This is a genomic window from Thiocapsa imhoffii, from assembly GCF_016583985.1.
GTDB lineage: Bacteria > Pseudomonadota > Gammaproteobacteria > Chromatiales > Chromatiaceae > Thiocapsa > Thiocapsa imhoffii.
Map to the genome: position 1 here is coordinate 228,228 of NZ_NRSD01000001.1, position 20,799 is coordinate 249,026.

General features: G+C 63.9%; 23 protein-coding genes. 12 read left to right on the top strand and 11 right to left on the bottom strand.

What is annotated here, in order from left to right:
• The first annotated feature begins 194 nt into the window (after positions 1-194).
• Positions 195-611 (top strand): thiol-disulfide oxidoreductase DCC family protein, encoded by a 417-nt coding sequence (locus CKO25_RS01030; protein ID WP_200386040.1) that lies wholly within the window; start codon positions 195-197, stop codon positions 609-611.
• Positions 612-735: 124 nt separating this feature from the next.
• Here CKO25_RS01030 and radC read toward each other — a convergent pair whose 3' ends face one another.
• A complete protein-coding gene (radC, locus tag CKO25_RS01035) occupies positions 736-1,410 on the bottom strand; it encodes a RadC family protein (protein WP_200386041.1) in 675 nt (224 codons plus the stop codon).
• 260 nt (positions 1,411-1,670) lie between these two features.
• Here radC and coaBC point away from each other — a divergent pair, with 260 nt between their 5' ends.
• The 4 genes from coaBC (at position 1,671) to argB (ending at position 5,755) form a co-directional block, all read left to right on the top strand.
• A complete protein-coding gene (gene coaBC / locus CKO25_RS01040) occupies positions 1,671-2,945 on the top strand; it encodes a bifunctional phosphopantothenoylcysteine decarboxylase/phosphopantothenate--cysteine ligase CoaBC (protein WP_200386042.1) in 1,275 nt (424 codons plus the stop codon).
• Positions 2,917-3,387: a dUTP diphosphatase gene (dut, locus tag CKO25_RS01045; protein WP_200386043.1), complete on the top strand. Its 471-nt coding sequence runs from the start codon at positions 2,917-2,919 to the stop codon at positions 3,385-3,387. Before coaBC ends, dut begins: the two co-directional genes overlap by 29 nt.
• A 13-nt stretch (positions 3,388-3,400) precedes the next feature.
• Entirely contained in the window at positions 3,401-4,795 is a 1,395-nt protein-coding gene (locus CKO25_RS01050) for a phosphomannomutase/phosphoglucomutase (RefSeq protein WP_200386044.1), read from the top strand.
• A 63-nt stretch (positions 4,796-4,858) separates the two neighbouring features.
• Positions 4,859-5,755: an acetylglutamate kinase gene (gene argB / locus CKO25_RS01055; protein WP_200386045.1), complete on the top strand. Its 897-nt coding sequence runs from the start codon at positions 4,859-4,861 to the stop codon at positions 5,753-5,755.
• 25 nt (positions 5,756-5,780) lie between these two features.
• Here argB and pyrE read toward each other — a convergent pair whose 3' ends face one another.
• The gene (gene pyrE / locus CKO25_RS01060; protein ID WP_200386046.1) at positions 5,781-6,434 is read right to left on the bottom strand and encodes an orotate phosphoribosyltransferase; all 654 of its coding nucleotides are present in this window, start codon (positions 6,432-6,434) and stop codon (positions 5,781-5,783) included.
• A 158-nt stretch (positions 6,435-6,592) separates the two neighbouring features.
• Here pyrE and CKO25_RS01065 point away from each other — a divergent pair, with 158 nt between their 5' ends.
• Entirely contained in the window at positions 6,593-7,282 is a 690-nt protein-coding gene (locus CKO25_RS01065; protein ID WP_200386047.1) for a sulfite exporter TauE/SafE family protein, read from the top strand.
• Here the strand turns inward: CKO25_RS01065 and CKO25_RS01070 are convergent.
• The 8 genes from CKO25_RS01070 to CKO25_RS01105 form a co-directional block, all read right to left on the bottom strand.
• Positions 7,279-7,737, bottom strand: a complete 459-nt coding sequence (locus CKO25_RS01070; RefSeq protein WP_200386048.1) for a DUF4426 domain-containing protein — start codon at positions 7,735-7,737, stop codon at positions 7,279-7,281. The genes CKO25_RS01065 and CKO25_RS01070 overlap by 4 nt on opposite strands.
• Positions 7,738-7,814: 77 nt before the next feature.
• On the bottom strand, positions 7,815-8,144 hold the full coding sequence (locus tag CKO25_RS01075) for a DUF167 family protein (RefSeq protein ID WP_200386049.1): 330 nt from the start codon (positions 8,142-8,144) through the stop codon (positions 7,815-7,817).
• A 22-nt stretch (positions 8,145-8,166) separates the two neighbouring features.
• Positions 8,167-8,742: a YggT family protein gene (locus CKO25_RS01080; protein ID WP_200386050.1), complete on the bottom strand. Its 576-nt coding sequence runs from the start codon at positions 8,740-8,742 to the stop codon at positions 8,167-8,169.
• Positions 8,739-9,569: a pyrroline-5-carboxylate reductase gene (gene proC / locus CKO25_RS01085; RefSeq protein WP_200386051.1), complete on the bottom strand. Its 831-nt coding sequence runs from the start codon at positions 9,567-9,569 to the stop codon at positions 8,739-8,741. The genes CKO25_RS01080 and proC overlap by 4 nt, the downstream gene beginning before the upstream one ends.
• 169 nt (positions 9,570-9,738) lie before the next feature.
• Entirely contained in the window at positions 9,739-10,473 is a 735-nt protein-coding gene (locus CKO25_RS01090) for a YggS family pyridoxal phosphate-dependent enzyme (protein ID WP_200386052.1), read from the bottom strand.
• Positions 10,474-10,475: 2 nt separating this feature from the next.
• Positions 10,476-11,108 (bottom strand): RdgB/HAM1 family non-canonical purine NTP pyrophosphatase, encoded by a 633-nt coding sequence (gene rdgB / locus CKO25_RS01095; RefSeq protein WP_200386053.1) that lies wholly within the window; start codon positions 11,106-11,108, stop codon positions 10,476-10,478.
• A gap of 97 nt (positions 11,109-11,205) precedes the next feature.
• A complete protein-coding gene (gene rph / locus CKO25_RS01100) occupies positions 11,206-11,949 on the bottom strand; it encodes a ribonuclease PH (RefSeq protein ID WP_200386054.1) in 744 nt (247 codons plus the stop codon).
• A gap of 176 nt (positions 11,950-12,125) precedes the next feature.
• Entirely contained in the window at positions 12,126-13,073 is a 948-nt protein-coding gene (locus CKO25_RS01105) for a serine/threonine-protein kinase (protein ID WP_200386055.1), read from the bottom strand.
• 274 nt (positions 13,074-13,347) lie between these two features.
• Here CKO25_RS01105 and CKO25_RS01110 point away from each other — a divergent pair, with 274 nt between their 5' ends.
• From CKO25_RS01110 to CKO25_RS01130, 5 genes are all read left to right on the top strand, one after another.
• Positions 13,348-14,214 (top strand): YicC/YloC family endoribonuclease, encoded by an 867-nt coding sequence (locus CKO25_RS01110; protein ID WP_200386056.1) that lies wholly within the window; start codon positions 13,348-13,350, stop codon positions 14,212-14,214.
• A gap of 269 nt (positions 14,215-14,483) precedes the next feature.
• A complete protein-coding gene (gene gmk, locus CKO25_RS01115) occupies positions 14,484-15,089 on the top strand; it encodes a guanylate kinase (RefSeq protein ID WP_200386057.1) in 606 nt (201 codons plus the stop codon).
• A gap of 392 nt (positions 15,090-15,481) precedes the next feature.
• Positions 15,482-15,784, top strand: coding sequence for a DNA-directed RNA polymerase subunit omega (rpoZ, locus tag CKO25_RS01120; protein ID WP_200386058.1), 303 nt, complete (start codon positions 15,482-15,484; stop codon positions 15,782-15,784).
• A 303-nt stretch (positions 15,785-16,087) separates the two neighbouring features.
• Positions 16,088-18,202: a RelA/SpoT family protein gene (locus tag CKO25_RS01125; protein WP_200386318.1), complete on the top strand. Its 2,115-nt coding sequence runs from the start codon at positions 16,088-16,090 to the stop codon at positions 18,200-18,202.
• A 158-nt stretch (positions 18,203-18,360) separates the two neighbouring features.
• Positions 18,361-18,774, top strand: a complete 414-nt coding sequence (locus CKO25_RS01130) for a DUF2384 domain-containing protein (protein WP_200386059.1) — start codon at positions 18,361-18,363, stop codon at positions 18,772-18,774.
• A gap of 135 nt (positions 18,775-18,909) precedes the next feature.
• On the opposite strand, the gene hemF is transcribed toward CKO25_RS01130, so the two are convergent.
• Positions 18,910-19,896 (bottom strand): oxygen-dependent coproporphyrinogen oxidase, encoded by a 987-nt coding sequence (hemF, locus tag CKO25_RS01135; RefSeq protein ID WP_200386060.1) that lies wholly within the window; start codon positions 19,894-19,896, stop codon positions 18,910-18,912.
• Positions 19,897-20,187: 291 nt separating this feature from the next.
• On the opposite strand from hemF, the gene CKO25_RS01140 reads away from it, so the two are divergent.
• Complete coding sequence (locus tag CKO25_RS01140; protein ID WP_200386061.1) at positions 20,188-20,742, top strand: hypothetical protein; 555 nt, start codon at positions 20,188-20,190, stop codon at positions 20,740-20,742.
• The last annotated feature ends 57 nt before the right edge of the window (positions 20,743-20,799 follow it).

Consider the following 20,799-nt stretch of genomic DNA (forward strand, 5'->3'; position numbering starts at 1 on the left):
CTCAGCTTGGCATCTCACAGCATTCAGGGCTGGCGCGCCGCCATCTTGCGCGTCACGCCGACCGGAGCCACTTGGTCAGTCCCAGTTTCCCCCGCCTACGAACCGAGACGGCTCGATTCGAGGACAGGCTTGCGACCGAGGCGACCGGGTCCCACATGACAAGGCAATCACCACGCGCTCGAGCACGAGGGAACATGTCCACTCTTGTAGCCTATTTTGATGGCGGCTGCCCACTCTGCAGCAAGGAAATCGCACATTATCGTCGGCTTGATCGGCAGTCTGCGATTCACTGGGTCGATATCCTCAACGATGGCGGTGAACTGGCCGCTGTTGGGATCGAACCAAGCACGGCGATGCGCCGGATCCATGCGCGTGAAGCGGATGGAACTATCCTGACCGGGGTGCCGGCCTTCGTCGCGATCTGGCGGCGTTTGCCAGGATATCGCCATGCTGCCGCCCTGGTCACCGGATTGCGCCTGGTGGGGCCGCTCGACTGGGCCTACGGACACTTTGCACGGTGGCGGTTTGAGCGCCGTTGCGCCGAGGGTGCCTGCAGCGTCACGGGCGCAGCACCGCCTGCTGCCGAGCCGCGTCGGCCCACCGAGCACTGACTGCTTGCAGATCACGCGCATGCTGGACGCCGTGCGGGCGCTCCCCTGGGCCATCGTCTCCGCAGATGAGGCAAACAGAGGGCGTCGGGGCGGCGACGTGCGCCACTCGCTGTCTGCACTCTGATCAGAGCAAGCCACGTTCGGCGAGCGACGTGCCCGCACCATCGCCGATGATGACATGGTCGAGTACGCGCACATCGATCAGTCCTAGGGCCTCCTTGAGGCGCTGGGTGATCCGTAGGTCGGCCTGACTGGGTTCGGCGATCCCCGAGGGATGATTGTGGGCGAAGATGACGGCGGCGGCATTGGTCTGGATGACCCGCCGCACGACCTCCCGTGGATGCACGCTGGCGCCGTCAATGGTGCCAAAGAAGAGTTCGTCATACCGAATGACACGATGACGGTTGTCGAGAAAAAGGCAGGCGAAGATCTCGTGCGGTGAGCCATAGAGTCGCAGCTTTAAATAGTCACGGGTTGCCTCGGGGCTGGTCAGCACGTCCTGGCCACGGAGTCGTGTCATGAGATAGCGGTGGCTGAGTTCGAGCACGGCCTGGAGTTCAGCATACTTGGCGGTCCCGAGGCCCTTCCCTTGACAAAATCGACGCATGTCCGCGGCAAGGAGTTCAGCGAGTCCGCCGAAGTCGTTCAACAACTCACGGGCGAGATCGACCGCGCTTTTGCCCCGTACCCCGGTTCGCAGAAACAGGGCCAGGAGCTCGGCATCGGACAGGGCGCCCGCCCCGCGTTCGAGGAGTTTCTCCCGTGGCCTCTCCCCTTCCGGCCAGTCCTTGATCGGCATAAGCTCTCCTCATCGATGAACGGCGATGCACGCCCTGACGTTCCTGCCTCCGCGCGGAGTTCGCGATCGGACAGCGGAACGCCGGGGCATGAAGACAGCAGACCTATCCGAGGCCGTCGCAAAGCCTTCTGTCCCCGACGGCGTCGGGCCGAGACCCTGCGGCCGGTCAGTGCGACAGCCCATAGGGGGCCGGTCTGATGACCTGACCGGTTTGCGGTTACACTGCCGACTCGCCCCAATCGATTATACACATATCGTCAATGAAGCCTACTCTGCTCGATGCGGATGCGACCTCACGCCCGATTCAGGTGTTGCTCGGGGTCAGCGGGGGCATCTCAGCCTATAAGTCGGTTGATTTGGTCCGACGACTTAGCGAACAGGGCTTTCTCGTGCGCGTGGTCATGACCCGAGCCGCCATGGCCTTCGTCGGTCCTCTGACCTTTCAGGCGGTGTCGGGACAGCCCGTGCGGACCGACCTGCTCGATCCCGCCGCGGAGGCGGGCATGGGGCATATCGAACTGGCGCGCTGGGCTGACCTACTCTTGATCGCACCTGCGACCGCTGATCTGATGGCCCGCCTGGCAGCAGGGATCGCCGATGATCTGCTGACCACCTTGGCCTTGGCGACGACCGCCCCGCTGATCCTCGCGCCCGCCATGAATCAACAGATGTGGCGACATCCGGCCACCCAGGAGAATCGCGCCCGCCTGCTGGCACGCGGCGCGCGTCTTCTTGGCCCCGCCGTGGGCGCCCAGGCCTGCGGCGACCAGGGGCCAGGGCGGATGCTCGAGCCCGCTGAGATTGCGGAGGCGCTCGTCGCCCTGGCCGCAGAGCGCGCTCGCGCGGACGATGCGGTGAATGCGGATCGGCCGCTGCGCGGGGTGTCGGTGCTGGTGACGGCGGGACCCACCCGCGAGCCGCTCGACCCGGTGCGATATCTCGGGAATCGCAGTTCCGGGCGCATGGGCTATGCACTGGCTGAGGCCCTATGCGAACGGGGCGCCCAGGTGGTCCTGGTCACCGGGCCGAGTGCCTTGCCTCCGCCGCCTGCCGTGGCGGAGTTGGTGCGGGTCGAAACCGCCCTGCAGATGCACGCCGAGGTGATGCGGCGTTCTCCGGCGTGCGACATCTTTGTCGCCACCGCAGCCGTCGCTGACTATCGCCCGGCCGCGCCGGCCGGGCAGAAGATCAAGAAGAGCGCCGACGCCCTGACGGTTCATTTGGTGCGTAATCCAGACATTCTCGCCGAGGTTGCGGCCTTGCCGCGACCGCCCTTCACCCTGGGTTTCGCCGCCGAGACGCATGATGTCGAGACAGCTGCGCGAGGCAAACTCCGTGACAAGCGTCTTGATATGATCGCGGCCAATCATGTCGGCGGGACCGTCGGCGGCTTCGAGCACAGTGAGAACGCGTTGCTCGTGATCTGGAATGGGGGGCAGCGCGAATGGCCCATGATGCCAAAGGTTGAGCTCGCACGCGCGCTTGCGATGCTTCTCGAGGAACGCTATGCCGCACGCCAGGCCGCATCCGCTTGAGGTCAAGATCCTGGACCCACGTCTGGGTCGGGATTTCCCACTGCCACACTATGCGACCGAGGGATCCGCCGGACTCGACCTGCGAGCCATGCTCCCCGCGCCCCTCGAGCTGGCGCCGGGTGCGACCGAACTGCTGCCCACCGGCTTGGCCATTCATATCGCCGAGCGCCAGGTGGCGGGTCTCATCCTGCCGCGCTCTGGTCTGGGTCATCGGCATGGCATCGTGCTGGGCAACCTGGTTGGGTTGATCGATTCGGATTATCAGGGCCCACTCATGGTGTCCTGTTGGAACCGGGGGTCGGAGCCCTTCCAGCTGGCGGTCGGGGAGCGGATCGCGCAACTGGTCCTGGTCCCGGTGCTGCAGGCTGAACTCACCATCGTCGAGACCTTCACCGCGTCCATGCGCGGCGTCGGTGGTTTCGGTCACACCGGCCGGCATTAGACGGAGCGCGCGGATGGCTGCGGTGACCGCTCAGAGTCCTCCTCGCGAGATCTTCCGCGCCTATGACATCCGTGGTGTGCTCGATCGTCAATTGACGGGCGACATGATCCGGATGATCGGCCGCGCCATCGGCACGGAGGCGCTGAACCGGGGCGATCGCATCCTCATGGTCGGGCGCGATTGCCGGGCCTCCAGTCCCGGGCTGCATGAGGCCCTGATCAGTGGGGCCCGGTCCGCCGGGATCGACGTGGTCGATCTCGGGGTGGTCTCGACGCCGATGGTTTATTTTGCCTGCTGCGAATGGGGTCCCTGCGCTGGGGCCATGATCACGGCGAGCCACAATCCGATTGAATACAATGGCGTGAAGGTCGTTTTCGGGGGCGTGAGCGCGGATTCCGAGACCATCCAAGAGCTCAGGCGGCGCATTCTGGATGGCGATCTGGCCAGCGGAGCGGGAGCGCTGCGCCAGGCCAAGATTCAGGAGCACTACCGCGCCCGTATCCTCAGCACGATTCATCTGGCCCGCCCGCTGCGGTTGGTGGTGGATTGCGGCAATGCGACCCTGTCCGAGCTCGCCCCTGAACTCTTCAGTGCGCTCGGTTGCCAGGTCATCGCGCTCGACTGTGATGCCGCGGCCGGCATGGGCGAGCGCGTGCCGGATCCGGCTCGCCCGGCCTGTTTGCGCGCCTTGGCCACGCGGGTGTGCGCGGAGGGTGCCGATCTGGGACTCGGCTTCGATGGGGACGGGGATCGGCTGGGTGTGATTGACGCGGGCGGTCAGTTCATCGCCGCCGATCGCGTGCTGATGCTGTTGGCCGCGGATGTCCTGGCGCGTCATCCGGGCACCGAGGTGATCTTCGATATCAAATGCAGCCGTCATCTGGCCGCGGTCGTCCGGCGCGCGGGCGGTCAGCCGGTCCTCTGCCGCTCTGGTCATGCCCCGTTGAAGGCGCGGCTGCGTGCCTCGAGTGCGCAACTTGCCGGTGAACTCAGTGGCCACATCATGTTCAAGGACCGTTGGCTGGGCTTCGATGATGCCCTCTACGCGGGGGCACGACTCGTCGAGGTCTTGACACGCGAGCAGCAGTCGAGCGACCGTGTGTTCGCCGCCTTGCCGGGCGGGATTGCGACGCCAGAGCTGGCCATCCCCTGCGCCGAGGGCGCGGCCGAGCGCATCATGGCCAGACTGCTTCCGTTGGCCGCGCAACTGGGCAACCTCGAGGTCTTGACCTTGGATGGGTTGCGACTGGAGTCAGCCGATGCCTGGGGCCTGGTACGATCGTCCAACACCCTACCGCAACTGGTACTGCGGTTCGAGGGGGACGATCATCGCGCCTTGGCGGCGATGCAAGCACGATTTCGCGTGCTCCTCGAGCGCGCCGCGCCGGGCTTGCCGCTTCCGTTCTGAACCTGTCGCCGGGATCGACTTGCCCCTCATTTCGACCACTTTCCCTCCGAGTCTGTTGTTGCCATGACCATCCTGAACGAACGTGCCCACGCCATCGCCCGGGTCCTTATCGAGGCCCTGCCCTATATCCGCCGCTTTCGCGGCAAGACCATTGTGATCAAGTACGGCGGCAACGCCATGGTCGATGCCACGCTGAAGCAAGGCTTCGCGCGTGACATCGTGCTCATGAAAATGGTCGGGATCAATCCCGTCATCGTCCACGGCGGCGGTCCTCAGATCGGCTCGCTCCTGAAGCGACTCGGTAAGGTGAGTGAGTTCGTCCAGGGCATGCGGGTCACGGATGCGGAGACCATGGATGTGGTCGAGATGGTGCTCGGTGGCCTGGTGAATAAAGAGATCGTCAACTTCATCAATCAGCACGGTGGTTCCGCCGTGGGCTTGACCGGCAAGGACGGCGATCTGATTCGGGCGCGCAAGCTCTTGTTGCGACGGGACGCCCCGGAACTGGCCGAGCCTGAAATCATCGACATCGGTCATGTCGGGGAGGTCGAGAGCGTCGATGCGGCGGTCGTTCACATGTTGGTCAAGGGGGATTTCATCCCGGTGATCGCACCGATCGGGGTCGGCGTGGATGGCCGCTCCTACAACATCAATGCCGATCTGGTCGCGGGCAAGATCGCCGAGGTCCTGAAGGCCGAGAAGCTCTTGCTGCTGACCAATACGCCCGGGCTGCTTGACGCCGCCGGCACGCTCATCACCGAATTGGATGTCGGGCGGGTTCAGACCTTGATCACGGAAGGCGTCATCGCCGGTGGGATGCTGCCGAAGGTGCGCTGCGCGCTCGATGCGGTGCAGGGCGGTGTGAAATCGGCGCATATCATCGATGGCCGGGTCGAGCATGCGGTCATGCTCGACCTCTTCACGGACGAGGGTGTCGGGACCCTGATCCGCAGTCGCTGAGTCGCGTGCCGGGACCGGTGCGGTTTCAGGCTTGGGATGCGACGCCGTAGCGGTCGCGATAGGCGCGCACCGCTTCCGCGTCGGCGCCCTGAGCGGGATGATCCTCAAGATACTGGATGAGATCGCTGAGCGTGACGAGGCTGAGGACCGGAATGCCGAAGCGAGCGGTGACCTCGGCGATTGCGGAGCGTCCGTCCTGTCCCTGTTCCTGACGGTCGAGCGCGATCACGACGCCGGCGGGCTCGGCCCCCGCCTCCTGGATGATCCGCATCGATTCGTGCACCGAGGTCCCGGCGGTGATGACGTCATCGATGACCAGGATGCGCCCGACTAAGGGGCTGCCGACGACGAGACCACCTTCGCCGTGGTCCTTGGCCTCCTTGCGATTGAAGGCGTAGGCCACATCGCGTACACCCGAGCGCGACAAGGCGATGCTCGTTGCCGCGGCCAGCGGGATGCCCTTGTAGGCCGGACCGAAGAGCACGTCGAAAGCCGGATTGGCATCCTGGATGCACTGGGCGTAAGCGCTCGCGAGGCGGTCGAGTCGGGCCCCCGTATTGAAGAGCCCGGCATTGAAAAAATAAGGGCTTTGCCGACCCGATTTGAGCGTGAAGGTGCCGAAGCGCAAGGCGCCGATCTCGGCCGCGAATCCCAAGAAGTCATGTTGGTAGTCTTTCATGCAATCGATCCTTCCATCCTGTTGCCTGGTCTCTTGCGCACGCCATGTCACTGCGCGCAGTGCGCCATCGCAGCGCATCCTACACCCTGGACCCGGTGATCGCGTGAGCGCGTCTGACGCGCACGACCCGACACCGCCCGCGACGCACTGAGCAGGCCATGATCACGAGTACAACCGGTCTTTATCTGACCGCCTTTCTGGTGGGCCTCCTAGGCGGTGTTCATTGCCTATCGATGTGCGGCGGCTTGGTCGGTTCGCTCACCGCGGGGTTGGATCCTCGCATTCGCCGCGATCCCTGGCGCATGGCGCCCTACCAACTCTTGTATAACCTGGCCCGAATCGCGGGTTATGCAACGGCCGGGGCGCTGTTCGGAGGACTGGGTGCCCTGCTGCTTCAGCTCGATGCTTTCCAGATCATGCAGCGTGCGCTCTATGCCTTGGCCGGGGTGGTGATGATCCTGCTGGGGCTGTACTTGGGGGGATGGTGGCGCTTGATCGCCGTGGTCGAGCGGGCCGGCGCGCACCTGTGGCGGCGAATCGAACCCTTCGGGCGGCGGTTGCTGCCTGTTCGCACCCCGCTGCAGGCGGCTGCCTTGGGTTATCTCTGGGCCTGGATCCCCTGTGGTCTGGTCTACAGCGTCCTGATCACGGCGGTGTCGACGGGGCACCCGCTCGACGGGGCCCTGGTCATGCTTGCCTTCGGCGCGGGGACCTTGCCGAATCTACTCGGCATCGGCCTGCTTGCCGGTGCGGCGGCACGCATCGCAGAACGCGTTTGGGTCCGACAAGTCGCCGGGTTGTTAGTGATCGGATTCGGCGTCCATGCCCTCTGGAGCCTGTTCGGTTAGTCGATGAAGAATTGCTGCTCCAACTCGATCGCGGCGGGTTCGCCGCCGCCTGGTGGCGTGACCTGAATCTCGAATTTGACGGTCTGGCGGTTTGCGATCGGGAATTGGCCGCTGTAGGAGACGCCGCTGCCGACCCGGATCTCGCGCATGGCGATCGCGGTTTTGGGTCCACTGCCCATCTGCGCCGTGGCTTCCACGCGCGCCGGTACATTCTGTCGCGGGCCGTCGGTTTGCGGTTTGACGACCGTGACATTGAGCAGGCCGAGCCGCTTGTCGCGCTTGATTTGATAGAGCTTGGCGATTTCGGGGTCGAGCGTCTCGGTTGACATGGCGTTGTAATAGATCTTGTAGTCGCCGGCCATGACGGGGCCCCCGGCAAGGGCGTCGGTCGTCATCAGTAGGGTCGCGAGCAAGCCCGCGCCGATGAGGCTGGCGTCTCTTCGCAGAATGCGCATTCCTGGTTTCCCTCTTGTCGTCTGTCAGCTGAACTCGGGTCGACCATCTTACTGAGTTGGGCGCGGCCGTGGTCGTATCAATGCGAACGGGTGTCCGCGAAGTCGCCTGAGGAGCCGCCCCGCGGTGGCGGCTCGATGGGGATCGGGAATTGCCGCGGTGCATCGATCCGCACCCGCTTGTGTCGGGAGCGCGCCCCCGCGATCAGGCTGACTCGGGACGGGGGAACACCAAAGGCCTTGGCAATGAACCGCCGCAGGCTGAGATTGGCCTGGCCCTCGCGCGGCGGCGCCTTGATGGCGACGCGATACGCATCGCCAGCAGGACCGATGAAGGCATCCTTGGTGGCTCGGGCAGTGAGGTGCAGCGCGAGTTCCAAGGCGTCGCCGCGCCAGCGTGACCAGGTCATGCCATGAGTGCTCGGCCGTGTCTCAGAAGGGACTCCCAACGAGCCATTTCAATGGTGGAAGCAACAACATCTCTAGCAGAATCAAGCCGATGATGACCACCATGGGAGAGAGGTCGATGCCGCCAATCGGCTGAATCAGACGCTGAGCCGGTTGCATGATGGGGTCGGTGAGTCGGGTCAGGAGCATGATCGCCGGGTTGTAGGGATCGGGATTGAGCCAACTCAGAACGACGCGAATGAGGATTGCGAACAGGAAAATGGTGATGAAGAGCTGCACGACCGCGGGCACCGCCCAGCCGAGGGCGCTGAACACCGAGGCGTTCAGGCCCAGCACCAAGACTAGGAGTCCGAACTCGACAGACTTCAGGAGCCAGGCGAGCACGAGTGCGGCCAGATCCATTCCAGCGTACCCCGGGATCAGTTTCCGCAGTGGGCGCAGGGCCGGCGAGGTCAGCTTGACCACGAATTGCGAGATGGGATTGTAGAAATCGGCCTTCGCCCATTGCAGGAGGAAACGAATCGCAACCAAGGTGACATAGAGACCGAACAGGGTCTGGATGAGAAAAACAACCGGGTTGGTCAGGTACGAGCTGCTCATAGTGACTCCGAGAGGTCACGCGAGATTTCACCCGCGCGATGGTGTGCCGCGCGCGCGGCGCGTTTCATCAAGGCGTGGAGATCCGCTTTCAGCAGATGCTCAAGCGCGCGTTCCGTCGTTCCGCCGGGCGAGGTCACGCGCTCGCGCAAGCGACCGGGCGGGTCGGTGCTCTCGACCGCCATCTTGGCCGCGCCCAAGGCGGTTTGAATGGTTAAGAGCCGGGCCGTTTCACCATCCAAGCCGAGACTGATGCCGGCCTCCTCCAACGCCTCCATGAAGAGGAAGAAATACGCCGGACCGCTGCCCGAGAGCGCCGTCACCGCATCGATCTGATCTTCGGTCGCGACCCAACGGGTGAGTCCCACGGCTCGCAGGATCGTCTCGGCATGATTGCGGCCATCCTCGCTGACCTCGGGGCTGGCATGCAGTCCGATCGCCCCGGTCTGCACCATGGCCGGTGTATTCGGCATGGCGCGAACGATGGGGGGTTGCCCGCCGAGCCAATACTGCAAGGCCTGCTCCGGGACGCCGGCCATGACCGAGATCACAAGCGGGCTGCGCACCGCGGCGGCCGCGGCGATCTCTCTACAGACCTCGGCCGCTTGTAGTGGCTTCAGGCACAGCAGCAGGGTGTCGGCGCCGGCGACCGCGTCACTGTTGCGTGCGAAGGTCGCAACCCCGTAGCGATTGTGCAGGAGCTCCAGGCGTTCCGGGCGCGGGTCCGAGACGTTCAGGGTTGCCCCATCGTAACCGTCGGCCACGAGACCGGCGATCAGGCTGGTGGCCATGTTGCCGCCTCCGATGAAGGCGATCGTACTGGTGGTCATATCAAGTCCTCGGCTAAGGGGGTCGCGCGCGTTGCGTGCAGACTCTGCCAGATGGGGGGCGGATGGTTCATGAGCGGGTGCTGGTCAGGGTCCGATGCGCCGTCCATCGCTCGGCCCTTGACCTGCTCGGTCGGCAACCGAGTGGAACCGCCGCCCCGCCCCTTGCGGATCATGGCTGACCTCGCATCGGGCCGCTCATCGAGGTTGGGCGCGGGCCGAAGATCGCCGTGCCGATGCGCACCAGGGTCGACCCTTCAAGGATCGCGGCCTCAAGATCCTCGGACATCCCCATCGAGAGACAATCGAGCGGGCGTTCCGGCGTCGCCATGTGGTCACGCAGGATGCGCAAGCTCCGAAAGGGCGCGCGCTGTGCCTCTTCCGTGGTCGCGGGCGCGGGCAGCGTCATGAGTCCGCGCACCCGCAGGCGCGCAGAGCGGGCGCAGACCTCCAGTAGGTCTGGCAGCGCAGCGGGTGAGAGACCGCCCTTGCTGTGTTCACCGCTAAGGTTGACTTGGACGCAAACGGCGAGTGGCGGTTGGTCGGGGGGGCGCTGCTCGTGTAAGCGTCGGGCGTGCTCTGGATCGCAGAGGCCGTGGACCCAGGCGAACTGACGGGCGATCTGGCGCGTCTTATTGGTTTGGATGCGCCCGATGAAGTGCCAGGTGATGTCCAAGTCGCAGAGCTGTGCCTGTTTCTCCATCGCCTCTTGCACATAGCTCTCGGCGAATGCCCGCTGGCCGGCCGCATAGGCGGCGCGGATCGCCTCGGCACTCTGTCGCTTGCTGACCGCAAGCAAGGTGATCTCTTCAGCTGCCCGGTTCGCGCGTGCGGCCACGGCACGGATGCGCTCCCGCACGGTCGCGAGGCGATCCGCCACCAATTCGATGCCTTGAGGATCCAGCATCTCTAGTCCCCTGATGCCACCGGGTGCGCTGCTTCGAGGCGTTCGCGGAGACAGCGCAAGGCCTGGCCACGATGGCTCAGCTGGTTCTTGATCGCCGGCTCGAGTTCGGCCGAACTGCAGCCGTGGGTCGGCACCCAGAAGATGGGGTCATAGCCGAAGCCATGCTCGCCGCGCGCGGCGCGGAGGATGCGTCCTTCCCAAGTTCCCTGACAGATCAGGGGCGTGGGGTCGTGAGCGTGGGCGAGATAGACCAGAACGCAGTGAAAGCGCGCGGAGCGCAAGGGCTCGTCGACACCCTCCAGTTCCGCCAGTAATTTCTTCAGGTTGTCCGCATCCGAGGCCTGCGCGCCAGCATAGCGAGCCGAATGAATCCCGGGAGCGCCGCCCAGCGCATCGACCTCGAGGCCCGAGTCGTCGGCGATCGCGGGCCGTCCGCTGAGCCGCGCGGCCTGACGCGCCTTGATGATGGCATTCTCGACGAAGGTGAGACCCGTTTCCGCGGCGTCGGGGATGCCAAAGTCGCGCTGCGGGACGACGTTGATGCGGGTATCGGCGAGCAATTGATTGAGCTCGCGGACCTTGCCGGCATTGTTGCTGGCCAAGACGATGGGCTCAGCAAGCGGTGAACGAATCATAGCGGTCTCCGGTGTGTCCGTCCGCCGAGCTGCCAGGCGCGACCTGGCCGAGGGTACGCGACGGGCGCCGTCGTGGTTCCGCGGGTGCGATCTCGGCTCATGGTGCGAGCGCCGTGCGTTGCGCGCTCTGGATGGCGCGGATCCCGCTCGCGCCAATGCTGAGCAAGGCGTCGAGTTCGGCCCGGCTGAAGGGCGTGCCCTCGGCGGTTCCCTGGACCTCGACGAACCGGTCCTGATCGTCCATCACCAGGTTTAGGTCCGTGTCGGCACTCGCATCCTCGCTGTAGTCGAGGTCCAGTATGGGCACCCCGGCAAGGATTCCGACCGAGACCGCTGCAATCTGCGTGTGGAGCGGATCGGCCGGGAGTAGTCCACGGGCGAGCAAACCGTCGACCGCATCGCGCAAGGCAAGCCAAGCCCCACTGATCGCCGCGGTTCGGGTGCCGCCATCGGCTTGCAGGACGTCACAATCCAAGGTGATCGAGCGCTCACCTAAGGCCTTTAAATCGACCGCCGCGCGGAGCGAGCGACCGATCAGACGCTGGATCTCCATGGTCCGCCCCCCCTGCTTGCCACGCGCGGCCTCCCGCGCGGAGCGTTCGGTGGTCGCGCGCGGCAGCATGCCATATTCCGCCGTCACCCACCCCTGTCCCTGTCCCTTCAGGAACGGCGGCACCCGTTCCTCGAGACTCGCCGTACAGAGCACCCGGGTGTCACCAAACTCGACAAGCACCGAGCCCTCGGCATGGCGCGTGAAGCCCCGCGTGAAGCGAATCGGTCTGAGTTCATCGGGACGGCGGCGCGAGGGTCGCTCGAATGGTTGCGATGTCTGGTCGGTCATGAGCGGTCTCACCTCTCGATGGTGCCTCGAATTCGGTTGGTTTGACATGGTTGAACCGTCAATCCACGATCGTGCCATGCTTGGGTCGTCAGTTGTCGCTGCTGATCGGCCGGACTGCTCGGGTGGTTCGCGCGGGTCGCCTCGGTTGCTCCAACGCCCTCCTTGGTCAGGTGCCCTCATGACGAGGCCAGTTGGCGGGCCGCGCGGAGCATCTCGGGATTCGACAGCTCGGAGATGGATTCTACCCCTTTGTCGACCTTCTTCAGGATCGCGCACAACAATTCACCGGCGTCCTGCGGCCGCTGTTCGATGTCCATCCGCATGGCCCAGTCCACTTGCTCAAGCAACTCTGGAGGATAACGGGTTTTGAATTCAACCGTCGCGGGAGTCAGCGTATCCTGCTGTTGGCGCTGGGGCGCCGGGAGAGGCGTTTGACCGTCCATGCAGGCCCGGATACTGGCCCCGACGGCGTAGACATCGGTCCAGGGACCGACCCGGCCGTCCCGCAGATACTGTTCGAGCGGCGAGTAACCGGCGGTGATGACCTGACCGCCGCGGGTACGACCACGTTTGAGTGGATGAACGGCCCCGAGATCGAGCAGGATCGGCCGATCGCCATGACGCAGGTGGATATTGCCCGGCTTGACGTCGAGATGAACCATGGCGCGTTGATGCAACAACGACAGGGCGTCCAGGATCGGGATGAAAACACTGAGGATGAAGGTCGTGCTGAGGCCGCCACGGCGCTCTTGCACATAGGCGCCGAGATTGCGTCCGCGCTCATTGGGCATGACCAGGTAAGCGGTCTCGTTGGCGAGAAAGAAATCGACGACCCGCACGATCGAGGGGTGCTGGAGCGAGGCGAGTGCTTTCACCTCTTGAAAAAAGAGCCGCCGGCCGCGCTGAAAACTCTCTGCGAGTGCGGGATCGCTCGGGATCACACGTTGAGCATGGCCGCGCCGTGCGATCTTCTTCGGCATGTACTCCTTGACCACGACCTCCTCGCCGCTGTCGTCGTCATAGCCCTCATAGATCAAACTGAATCCACCTTGGGCGATATGATGCTGGAGATGATATGGCCCCAAGACCGTTCCATCCGGAAGGCTCTCTCGATCGACGGCCATGGCGGTGCCTCGCGGTTGGCGCGCATGAGGTGGTCACGACGCACCGGTGGGCGACCGGCATGAGGGCTGCCGTGGGATCGTCGCCGCACCGCCGTGCCCGAGGTCGTGATGGATTCCACTGCGTCTCGCTTGCTGGGGGTATAGGATAATCTGGGCGAGTGGCGAGTGGCGAGTGGCGAGTGGCGAGTGGCGAGTGGCGAGTGGCGAGTGGCGAGTGGCCGCGGTCGTCGTCGTGAGGGCCGACCAAGATTTCAAACAGTTTCGAGGGGATTAGATGATTAAAAGCATGACGGCCTTCGCGCGCGAGTCGCGCTCGGGTGATTTTGGTGAACTCACATGGGAATTGCGCGCTGTCAACCACCGTTATTTAGAACCCCATCTGCGCTTGCCTGAAGAGTTGCGTTCACTCGAGGCCCGCGTGCGTGCGCGCTTGGCGGCGCGTTTGCAGCGCGGCAAGCTCGACTGCACTTTGCGCTACACCGCGGCAGTGGGGATGGTGGGGAACCTGCGGGTCAATCGCCTGTTTGTCGAGCAACTCCTCGCCGCCGGGCAGGAAGTGGGCGCGATCATCGGGCGCGGCATCGAGCCTTCGCCCTTCGAGTTACTGCGCTGGCCCGGCGTCTTGCATGAGCCGGAGCGCGATCTCGATCAGGTCGCGGCGGCGGCTTTGGACCTCCTGGAGGGGGCCTTGGACAGCTTACTCGCCACGCGCGTGCGCGAGGGTGAGCGCCTGGAAGCGCTCTTAATCGAGCGCTGTGACCGCCTCGAAGAGAGCGTCGGACGGGTTCGGGCGCGGATGCCGCAGGTGATGGATGGGGTGCGGCAGCGTCTGAGCGATCGTCTCGCCGAGCTCAGGGCGCAGCTCGATGAGGGTCGCCTCGAGCAGGAGATCGCGTTGATCGCGGCCCGTCTCGATGTCGACGAGGAGATGGATCGCCTCGAGGCCCATATCGCCGAGGTGCGCGATGTGTTGAAACGCCCCGAACCGGTTGGCCGGCGGCTCGACTTTCTGATGCAGGAACTCAACCGCGAGGCCAACACCCTGACGTCGAAGTCGGCGGATGTGGAGGTCACCCGTGAAGCGGTCGAGATGAAGGTGTTGATCGAGCAAATGCGCGAGCAGATCCAGAATCTCGAATAATCCGTCAATGTGACGGTCTTCATCTCCAGCCGGCCAACACCAGGCGCGGCTGCGCGGTCTGGCATCAGCGGTTCCCGGTCTTGCAGCACGGGTGGACCGAGCGGAACCTCGGCCGGGTTTCAAGTGGTGTCGACGCGACCCCCTCGTCCCTGGATTCGGTGGCGTGCCCGCTAGCGTGGGGCGCCGTCTGATCTGGCATCGCAACAGCGGGGCGCCATGATCCGGATTGGACCGTCACTGACGCTGGTGCGTAGGCATTGGAGTGCAACATGAACGAAGGCATTCTATTGATCGTCTCGGCGCCATCCGGAGCCGGCAAGACGTCGCTGATGAAGGCGCTCCTGGCGCGTGATCCTGCGCTGACACTCTCGGTTTCGTGCACGACACGGGCGGCGCGTCCCGGAGAACAGGATGGGGTGCATTACCATTTCGTCGCGCCGGCCGAGTTTCAGGCCGCCTTGCGCGCCGGTGACTTTCTCGAACATGCGCGGGTGTTCGACAATTGGTATGGAACGCGCGCGGCCGATGTGCGCACCCGTCTGGCAGAGGGGCACGATGTCATCCTTGAGATCGACTGGCAGGGCGCGCGGCAAGTACGCGAATGCTTTCCGACGTCCGTCGGGATCTTCATCCTGCCGCCATCGATCGCGGAGCTGGAGCGTCGTTTGCGCGGGCGTGGAACGGACAGCGATGCGGTCATCGCCCGCCGGATGGCGCAGGCACGCTCTGAGATGACGCACGCGGATGAATACAAATATCTGGTTGTGAACGACCGCTTCGACGGGGCCTTGGATGCGCTTGCCGCCATTGTGGTGGCCGAGCGCCACCTCATGGTGCGGCAACGCTCCCGTGTGGCCTTCGCGTTCGCGTTTTAGCGGTGGCCGGTGGCTCCGGGAACGCGGACGCCGTGGCCGCGTTCTAACGATCGTCCAGCCATTGCGTTTGAGAGCGCTTGCCCTGACCCCGAGCGTGCGCTGCCGCTAGGGCCATGGACGTGCACCGGTCGCCACCTTACCCGGTCGCCGCTAGAGCCGCGCCGCGCCGCGTGCCGGTTCGGGCCTGCTGCGGTGATCCACGCTCCTCAGGTGCCATCGAGTGTGCTAGGCTCTTGATCTCAGATCATTTGATTGGTTATGAGGTCACCCGACACCTGGTGTGGTCTCGACCTCCCCGTGTCTGCCCGCGCAGGACGCCACGTCCGCCGCTCGCCGTTCCCAGCCGCTGCGCGCCGCGCCTGGGACGCCCCCGTTATTTGGAGACGATTGAGATGGCTCGAATCACTGTCGAAGACTGCTTGAATCACGTTGATAATCGGTTTGATCTGGTCTTGCTCGCAACGCAACGGGCACGCCAGCTTGCGAATGGTTGCGATCCGCTCCTGCCCTGGGCCAACGATAAGCCCACCGTGATGGCGCTGCGCGAGATCGCCGCCGGCCATATTTCCTCCGCGACCGTCCAAGCCGCGCAGCGCGAAATCGATGAGACCACCGCCGCGCTGCAACAAGCCTACGCCGAGGAATTCTCAGCTGAATCGAACGACGCGGAACCAAGCCGTGTCCCCAAGGAGTAGCCGACGAGTCGCGCGAGTGGTGATGCCCGCGACTCAGGGGCTCCGCTCGGATGGGGTGGTCATGGTGTCGGCATGGCCCGCTCCCCGCATTGATCCAGGTTTGGGGTCAAGTCAACAGCGGCTCCCACGGGTCCCGGTTCCGCGCTCGTTTCCCACCGAGTCGCCAAGACCGTGAACCCCTGCGCGAACGAGACCATCCACGCCCACCCGACGAACGCCGCCGGCGATCGGGCGTGGGCGCCAGGTTCCGTTCGCCATGCGCTGTCTTCTCTCGGCGAGGGTCCCGTCTCGAAACGCTATCTGATGAGCGATCTGTGCGCTGACCTGTCCACGTATCTGCCGCCTGAACAGATCAGCGAGATCTATCGCGCCTATCTGTTCGGTGCCGAGGCGCACGATGGGCAGACACGCAAATCAGGCGAACCCTATATTTACCATCCCGTTGCGGTGGCACGGATCCTGGGCGAGATGCGCATGGATTATCAGTGCCTGATCGCAGCCATCTTGCACGATGTGATCGAAGACACGGGGGTGACCAAGGAACAAGTCGCGGACGCCTTTGGCCCACAGGTCGCGGAACTCGTCGATGGGGTCAGCAAGCTCTCCCAGATTCAGTTCGAATCCCGGGCCGAAGCGCAGGCGGCGAGCCTGCAAAAAATGCTGCTCGCGATGACCCGCGACATTCGTGTCATTCTGATCAAGCTGGCTGATCGGCTTCATAACATGCGCACGCTCGATGCGATGAAGCCGGAGGCCTGCCGTCGCATCTCCCGCGAAACGCTCGAGATCTTTGCTCCGATCGCGAATCGCCTGGGCATCGATCGGATGCGGGTGGAGCTTGAGGAGTTGGGGTTCCTACACTATTGGCCATGGCGTCGCGGCATCATCCAGCGGGCACTGCGCAAGACCTGTGGGGCGCGCCTGGAGATGGTGAGCACGGTCGAGACGGAACTCAGACGCGCCATGCTGCAGGAGGATCTCGCGGGCGAGGTCGAGGGCCGCCGCAAGCATCTCTATGGGATCTACTGCAAGATGCGTGAGAAACATCGCGCCTTCTCGGAGGTGGTCGATGTCTTCGGTTTCCGCGTCACGGTCGATCGCATCGACACCTGCTATCGGGTGCTCGGGCTGGCTCACAACCTCTACAAACCCGTACCCGGACGCTTCAAGGACTACATCGCCATTCCAAAGGCCAACGGCTATCAATCGCTTCATTCGGTGCTGGTCGGGCCGCAAGGGATCCATATCGAGATTCAGATCCGAACGCACGAGATGCAACGCATGGCTGAGTCCGGGATTGCGGCGCATTGGATGTATAAAACGGGTGAGCAAGGGACGTCGAACACCCCGGCGCTTGCGGCGGAATGGTTGCAGAATCTCCTGGTGATGCAGCGCGGCGCGGGTGATTCGGTTGAATTCCTCGAGCATGTGAAGGTCGATCTGTTCCCCGACGAAGTCTACGTCTTCACGCCCAAGGGTCGGATCATGACCCTCAAGCGGGGGGCGACCGTGATCGACTTTGCCTACGCGATTCACTCCGATGTCGGCAATTCCTGCGTCGCGGCACGCATCGATCGCCAAATGGTCTCGCTCGACACCATGTTGCGAAGCGGACAGACGGTCGAAATCTTCACCTCGCCCGGCAAACAGCCCAACGCAGCCTGGCTCAATTTCGTGGTGACCGGCAAGGCCCGAGCCAGTATCCGCGGTTACCTCAAAAACCTCAAACAGCGCGAGGCCATCGAACTCGGGCGGCGTCTCCTCGCCAATGAGCTCGCGCCGCTCGGGGTCACCCTGGAGCAGATCGATCCGCTACGCGTCGCGGCCTATCTTGAGGACGCGAATCAGTCGAGCCTCGATGACCTGCTGGTGGAGATTGGTCTTGGTAATCGGCTCGCCGCGTTCGTCGCCCGCCGGCTCGTGGTCATGGAGGAGGATGAGATCAATCCCGAGCGTGGTGGTGATGTTCACCCGCATCGGCTCGCGATCCGCGGAACCGAGGGGATTGTAGTGAGCTTTGCGCGCTGTTGTCGGCCGATTCCGGGCGACCCCATCGCGGCGCTATTCAGCCCCGGGCGAGGGATCGTGGTGCATCGTATCGAATGTCGCAATCTCGGCAGCCTAGAGAGCCGGCGTGACACGCGTCTTGAGGTCGAATGGGCCGATGAGCCGGACGGCGAGTATCCAACCGAGATCCGGGTTGAGGTCGGTAACCGGCGCGGAGCCCTCGCGGTGGTGGCCAATGCCATTTCTGATCTGGGGTCTAACATCGAGAATGTCTTCACACGCGAAAAGGACGGGATGACGACCGCGCTGGATTTGATGATCCTGGTCAGGAGCAGAGTGCATCTGGCCCGGATCATGCGGCGGGTCCGACAGCTCCCGGTCGTCTTGCGCATCACGCGGGTGCCTCGCTGAGTCCGCGACCTGGTGGCGGCTCACGACGCCATGCTTGTAACTGGTGCCAGTCGACGCTACCTCATCACCAAGGGTGTTTTCCGCTCGCTCGCGCCGAGTCTGGATGCGCCAGATTGCCGCTGTGCCCACTCGGCGGTGCTACCACACAGGATTCCTTCATGTCTGACTTGACGCTAGACGAGCGCTGCGCGCTGACGCGCCGAATCATGGGATTGGTCGAGGGATGGAACCTGGCGGCCCGTGACATTTTGGTGCTGCTCCAGCTCCCTGAGTCCATCAAGGCGCGCAATCTCTCACGCTATCGTGACGAAGACTGTTTTCCGGATGATGCCGCCGTGAACCGTCGTCTCTCCTATCTCATTCGTATCGAAGACGCCCTCCACACCTATTTCCCGCGCAACCCGGAGATGCGGCATCTGTGGGTAAAGCGCGCAAACAAGCATTTCAACAAGCGTTCGCCGGTGGCGGTGATGGTGGAAGATGGCGAGAGTGGGTTGATCGCGGTCTTATCCCATCTCGATTGTACCTTTGCGTGGGATATGACTGGATCGAAGGCTGAATACGGTCAATGAGTGGTTGGGCGCACGACCCCCTCGCGTGCCAGACGATTCCCAGACCTCGGCGCTCAAAACGGGATCGAACGGACCCCGAGCGGACAGCGCAACGGAGCCGCAATGGGGTGCCCGGCGCAGTAGCACTCAAGGCGATCAGCTCACCTGCCCTGGGGTTCGCGTGTCCTCGCCTGGAACAGCCCCATCTGCCTCGGTGGTCGGCTCTTCATCCGCAAGCCAGTCGCGCGGTTTGAGATAAACATCGTAGAGTTCCGCCTCGGGGCTTCCGGGAGACGGTTGATGGTCGTAGCGCCAACTCACCTCTGGCGGAAGCGACATAAGGATCGACTCGGTACGACCCCCCGACTGAAGACCAAAGAGGGTTCCACGATCGTAGACGAGATTGAACTCGACATAGCGCCCGCGCCTGATTTTCTGGAACTCGCGTTCATCATCCCCGTACGGGCGGGCCCAGCGTCGATTCACGATCGGTAGGTAAGCTGGCAGATAATGCTCGGCGACACTGCGCATGAATGCGAAGCTGTGTTCGAACCCGCCCTCGTTCAAATCATCGAAGAAGAGGCCGCCGACACCACGCGGTTCGTTGCGATGTTTCAGAAAGAAATACTGGTCGCACCATGCCTTGTAACAGGGGTAGCGATCGGCTCCAAATGGTTCGCAGGCCGCGCGAGCGGTCCGGTGCCAGTGTCGAACATCCTCCTCGAAACCATAGTAAGGGGTCAGATCGAAGCCACCACCGAACCACCAGACCGGCTCGGCATCGGGTTTCTCGGCGATGAAGAAGCGCACATTCAGGTGCGAGGTTGGAACGTACGGGTTGCGCGGATGCACCACCAGGGACACGCCCATGGCCTCGAAGGCACGGCCGGCGAGCTCGGGACGGTTTGCACTGGCGGACGGGGGTAGGCGATCGCCGAAGACATGGGAAAAATTGATCCCCCCGCGTTCGAAGACGGCTCCGTCCTGCATGATGCGAGTCCGTCCACCGCCTCCGCCTGGGCGTTGCCAGACCTCCTCACGGAAACCAGCGCCACCATCGGTCTCGCGCAGGGCCACGCAGATGCGATCCTGCAGTTCCATGAGATAAGTCTTGACGACAGTTGCGTCAGGTTGGTTGAGCATTGGAGCAATACCTCGCGAAAGGATTGGAATCGTGTTCGCTCGGGCGCGCGCCACTGAGCATGGATCGCCAGCACGTCCTGGGTCGCACCCGGGCCGCAAACCGAGTGTGATTGTCGGATAGGATACGCGATGTACGACCTGATCTGGTTGTGGACCACTGGCGGTGGTGGCATGGATCCTGAGTCGGTGAACACCTGAGCCGCGTGTGGTCACGGAACCGTTTCAACCGGCTCTCCCTGGCCAGACGTGGCCGAATATGATGAGATTTCAACTGATCTGGAGGATAGATTGATGTCGAGCACCCGATCCGCGCGTCTTCTCTTAGCCAGCCTGTTCCTCGCGGGGGCCTCTGCTCATGCCGAGCAGGCGGTGACCCTGTTGGGCCTCGGTTCGAGTATTCCTGACGCATGGCAGCTCGAGACCCCGAGCAGTGACATGCGCCTTCTCCAATCCGCCATCCCCGCGGCGGACGGTGATGCCGCGGCGTTCGTCGTCTTCTATTTCGGCCCCGAACAAGGTGGCACCCTGGAGGCCAATGTCGAGCGTTGGCAGTCACAATTTCAGGGCCCCGAGGGGACTGCCGTCGAGCCGCGCATCAGCGAGATCGGCACGGCGGCATTGCCCGCGACGCTCGTCGAGCTCCGCGGTTCCTATGGGCGCAGCGTAGGGATGGGGCCGGGCGGTGACATGCTGCCCGATCGGATGCTGCTCGCCGCCGTGGTTGAGACCCCGGAGGGGACCCTGTATCCGCAGCTCCATGGTCCCGCCATGCTGGTCGCGGAACAACGTGATGCCTTCATCGCGTTCGTGCGCGGTTTACAGCCTGCCGCGACGCCGAGGCCCTGAGATTGCCGCGTCATGCTTCCCCGCGCTGGTTTCGCGTCGTCCGCTTCGGGCTCATCG

Bases quoted from the DNA above. Each gene is read 5' to 3' on its own strand.
- CKO25_RS01030 (WP_200386040.1), top strand. From the start codon at position 195: ATGTCCACTCTTGTAGCCTATTTTGATGGCGGCTGCCCACTCTGCAGC.
- radC (WP_200386041.1), bottom strand. From the start codon at position 1,410: ATGCCGATCAAGGACTGGCCGGAAGGGGAGAGGCCACGGGAGAAACTC.
- coaBC (WP_200386042.1), top strand. From the start codon at position 1,671: ATGAAGCCTACTCTGCTCGATGCGGATGCGACCTCACGCCCGATTCAG.
- dut (WP_200386043.1), top strand. From the start codon at position 2,917: ATGCCGCACGCCAGGCCGCATCCGCTTGAGGTCAAGATCCTGGACCCA.
- CKO25_RS01050 (WP_200386044.1), top strand. From the start codon at position 3,401: ATGGCTGCGGTGACCGCTCAGAGTCCTCCTCGCGAGATCTTCCGCGCC.
- argB (WP_200386045.1), top strand. From the start codon at position 4,859: ATGACCATCCTGAACGAACGTGCCCACGCCATCGCCCGGGTCCTTATC.
- pyrE (WP_200386046.1), bottom strand. From the start codon at position 6,434: ATGAAAGACTACCAACATGACTTCTTGGGATTCGCGGCCGAGATCGGC.
- CKO25_RS01065 (WP_200386047.1), top strand. From the start codon at position 6,593: ATGATCACGAGTACAACCGGTCTTTATCTGACCGCCTTTCTGGTGGGC.
- CKO25_RS01070 (WP_200386048.1), bottom strand. From the start codon at position 7,737: ATGCGCATTCTGCGAAGAGACGCCAGCCTCATCGGCGCGGGCTTGCTC.
- CKO25_RS01075 (WP_200386049.1), bottom strand. From the start codon at position 8,144: ATGACCTGGTCACGCTGGCGCGGCGACGCCTTGGAACTCGCGCTGCAC.
- CKO25_RS01080 (WP_200386050.1), bottom strand. From the start codon at position 8,742: ATGAGCAGCTCGTACCTGACCAACCCGGTTGTTTTTCTCATCCAGACC.
- proC (WP_200386051.1), bottom strand. From the start codon at position 9,569: ATGACCACCAGTACGATCGCCTTCATCGGAGGCGGCAACATGGCCACC.
- CKO25_RS01090 (WP_200386052.1), bottom strand. From the start codon at position 10,473: ATGCTGGATCCTCAAGGCATCGAATTGGTGGCGGATCGCCTCGCGACC.
- rdgB (WP_200386053.1), bottom strand. From the start codon at position 11,108: ATGATTCGTTCACCGCTTGCTGAGCCCATCGTCTTGGCCAGCAACAAT.
- rph (WP_200386054.1), bottom strand. From the start codon at position 11,949: ATGACCGACCAGACATCGCAACCATTCGAGCGACCCTCGCGCCGCCGT.
- CKO25_RS01105 (WP_200386055.1), bottom strand. From the start codon at position 13,073: ATGGCCGTCGATCGAGAGAGCCTTCCGGATGGAACGGTCTTGGGGCCA.
- CKO25_RS01110 (WP_200386056.1), top strand. From the start codon at position 13,348: ATGATTAAAAGCATGACGGCCTTCGCGCGCGAGTCGCGCTCGGGTGAT.
- gmk (WP_200386057.1), top strand. From the start codon at position 14,484: ATGAACGAAGGCATTCTATTGATCGTCTCGGCGCCATCCGGAGCCGGC.
- rpoZ (WP_200386058.1), top strand. From the start codon at position 15,482: ATGGCTCGAATCACTGTCGAAGACTGCTTGAATCACGTTGATAATCGG.
- CKO25_RS01125 (WP_200386318.1), top strand. From the start codon at position 16,088: ATGAGCGATCTGTGCGCTGACCTGTCCACGTATCTGCCGCCTGAACAG.
- CKO25_RS01130 (WP_200386059.1), top strand. From the start codon at position 18,361: ATGTCTGACTTGACGCTAGACGAGCGCTGCGCGCTGACGCGCCGAATC.
- hemF (WP_200386060.1), bottom strand. From the start codon at position 19,896: ATGCTCAACCAACCTGACGCAACTGTCGTCAAGACTTATCTCATGGAA.
- CKO25_RS01140 (WP_200386061.1), top strand. From the start codon at position 20,188: ATGTCGAGCACCCGATCCGCGCGTCTTCTCTTAGCCAGCCTGTTCCTC.